The sequence below is a fragment of the Candidatus Diapherotrites archaeon genome (assembly GCA_030688545.1).
GTDB lineage: Archaea > Iainarchaeota > Iainarchaeia > Iainarchaeales > VGJJ01 > VGJJ01.
The window spans coordinates 1-2,799 of the sequence record JAUYHT010000004.1; the positions used below are offsets into that span (position 1 = coordinate 1).

3 protein-coding genes are annotated in these 2,799 nt (G+C 53.6%); all 3 read right to left on the reverse strand.

Features of this window, described 5'->3' with window-relative positions:
- Nucleotides 1-216 (reverse strand): hypothetical protein (locus Q8P05_02885; GenBank protein MDP2666419.1); only part of this gene is annotated, 216 nt, incomplete at its 3' end.
- A complete protein-coding gene (locus Q8P05_02890) occupies nt 206-391 on the reverse strand; it encodes a hypothetical protein (protein ID MDP2666420.1) in 186 nt (61 codons plus the stop codon). The genes Q8P05_02885 and Q8P05_02890, both read right to left, overlap by 11 nt.
- Nucleotides 384-2,799: VWA domain-containing protein (locus Q8P05_02895; protein ID MDP2666421.1), on the reverse strand; the 2,416-nt coding region annotated here is incomplete at its 5' end. The genes Q8P05_02895 and Q8P05_02890, both read right to left, overlap by 8 nt.

Genomic DNA, 2,799 nt, shown 5'->3' on the forward strand with positions numbered 1-2,799 from the left:
GGATTGGGAGGACCCATTCACATCCAATTCCTGGCTGATAAACCCCGAATGGTCCAACGCCACAAATAAATCATCAACATACTGATCAGTAATGCGCCTTTCTTCAAAGAGGGTCGCGGGTTGCGTGGGGAGGGAGCTGAAAACCAGTATCCCAACCACTAAAATAAGAGCCAACACCACGTCCACGCTGAACGCGAACCCCTTCTCAAATAGCATGTTTCATTACCCCTATCTTAGTTTCATCGCCATTGAGCGCCGAGATGTCGATGGTGTTGCGGGCCGTGCGTTGGTTGACATTCACTGAGAAAACCACAAGAGAAATGACCACCCCCACTAGGAGGAAGGTGAGGAAGGTGAATAGCACCCCACGTTGATGGGTGCGCTTATTCATGCAACCACGCCCAATAATCCAGGGTATAGAATTGTGTCCCGGATGAATAATAACAGAATAACACGTCCTCATTATTGTACGCGCATTCGGGAATCGTTCCATCCGGGTTAACGACGGCGTACAGTTCGCCTTCCGCTCCCAGGTTTTGGGTGAACGCATATTCGAATGCGAGGCAGGTGGGATTTAATTGACCGCATAACGGGGGAACAGAATGGGAACCAATCACATCATTCTGTGTGGGCGGGCCGCGGTAGAAACGCACTTCGGAGGCGGGGGCGTCTAATGTTCCCCCGCTCATGATTTCGAGCGTGAGATCCACGTTATTAGGAGATAAGAGGTCGCCGGATAGAATGTTGATATTCAGATCCCTGAAATGAAAGACGTCCGTCACGAACACATTCCAATCCACCCGCACGGGATTTCCATTCAGGTCGATGTATTCGAAATAGGTTCCTGGGGAGGGGATGGAAATGATTTGGGTCTGGCAGGCTAATTGGGATGCGCAGGGGATGTTGAAGGTGTAGGTCACGCTCCACGGGGGTGGGGTGTCCGCGTTGATGTCGAAGACCAGGTTGCCCCCCATAACAGTGCCGTTCCCATCATCCACGATGGTGGTGCCGGAGTCGAAGGCGGCGAAAAGGTTGGCGTCGGATGAAATAGTACGTATATCCCGGGCGATTTGATCGAAGACATCGATGAGGGAATTCTGGTCTTCCGCATAGTAATATTTTCCCCCCGTGATGGTGGCAATACTAGTGAGTTCCGCTTCATCCGCATCGCGTCCAAACCCCACGGTGTAAATGACAATGTCATTGTTGGCCGCGTGGATAGCGGCCGTCTGAACGCTTCCCCCGGCGTTGGCTTTCCCATCCGCCATCATGACCTGGAATTTGAGGGCGAGGGGGTTGTGGCGGAGGCTCGTCAGTTCATCGGTGGCCGTGCGCACCCCGCTCGAGGTGGCGGTTTGACCGATGGCAGTCATTGCGTCGATGGGAGAATGGATGGAAGGGAAATCATTGGTGAGGAGGCTGGCCAGCGACGCTTGGCTGGCATACGTGACCAACCCTAATTGGTCAGTGGATGTATTCCACCCATTGTAATCCACGAAGGAATGGGCCGCGGTTTGGGCCTGGTTGATTTTTGGCCCGGTAGCGAGGGGAATGGTAATCAATCCCTTGATTCCAGAGTCGGTGGTCAGATAGGCCCATTCGTTCTCTATTTCTAAATCAGTGTAGCGGTAGGGCGTGGGATACGTGTCAATGAGTAGAGGGGCAGCGGGGTTGCTGATATCAATAGCCATCATCGCGCTCTCGTCTGCCACATACGCCGCATTGCCGGACAAGCGGGTGGCGCGGGCCGTGCCAGGGGTGTTGAACGTCCCTATAAGTTGGGGCGAGGAAGGATTGCTCACATCCACGATGCGCAAACCATTCATCCCATTGGAAACATAAGCATAGGAACCAAGGACAAAAACATCGTAAACAGGACTCCCGGTGAGGTCGCAGGGGGATGTTCCGCATACCCCTACCTGGACAGGGGCATTGCCACTAATGTCAAATATGCGAAACCCATTGGTCCCGTCGGCGACATACGCATGGGAACCATAAATTTGTACGCGTCGACCATCCGTTAGGGGAGAGAATCCCATCACTTGGGGATTGGATTTGGTGGTGGTATTAATCATATAGAATCGTGTCTGCGTCGCCACATAGGCCCGAGTGGCATCTCCCGCAATCCCATTGGCTTTGCCAACGAGATTTAATTGCCCCACCTGGAAAGGAGAGGCAGGGTTAATTACATCCAGGACGAGCAATCCTTTGTTTTCAACGGTAACATAGGCAAAGGATCCCACCCCCACACTATCAGTAAGAACACCGGGCGTGGTAAATGTTCCCACCCCTATGGGGTAGGCGGGTTCATTCACATCCAATACGCGCAAACCCCCGGAGCCGCTCGCTAGGTAGGCATATCCATTCAACACCCCCACTCCCCTCCCATCAGGGGTGGGGGCATACCCCCCATAACTCATGGTTGAATTGCGGTTGAGCACGAGCATGACATCCACAGGCAATCCTATCCCCGTATTCGCGGATACCGTGAGGGTGACTTTAATGTCCTGGTCACAAAAGTAGGGGCCATCCGGCACCACATTCACATCGAATTGAATATTGGCGTCCGGCGACCCCTGGAGGCGCGCGTCTATCCCTCGGTGAAATAGATCAAACCAATTGTCGGGTGGGGATAAGGTATCCGTGCATTGGGAGGAAGGTTGTTGCTTGAAGAATATTCGGCGGCCGTGCACGGGAGTAGCGGAGTTAGGGATGGGAGTGCCCGCGGTTACTTGGCTTACATTGGCATCGGGAAAGCAGGAGGAAAACGTCTGGTTGGCCCGGCAGGCATTCACATCC

Excerpts from the sequence above, each read along its gene's own strand:
- Q8P05_02890 (MDP2666420.1), bottom strand. The coding sequence starts at position 391 with ATGAATAAGCGCACCCATCAACGTGGGGTGCTATTCACCTTCCTCACC.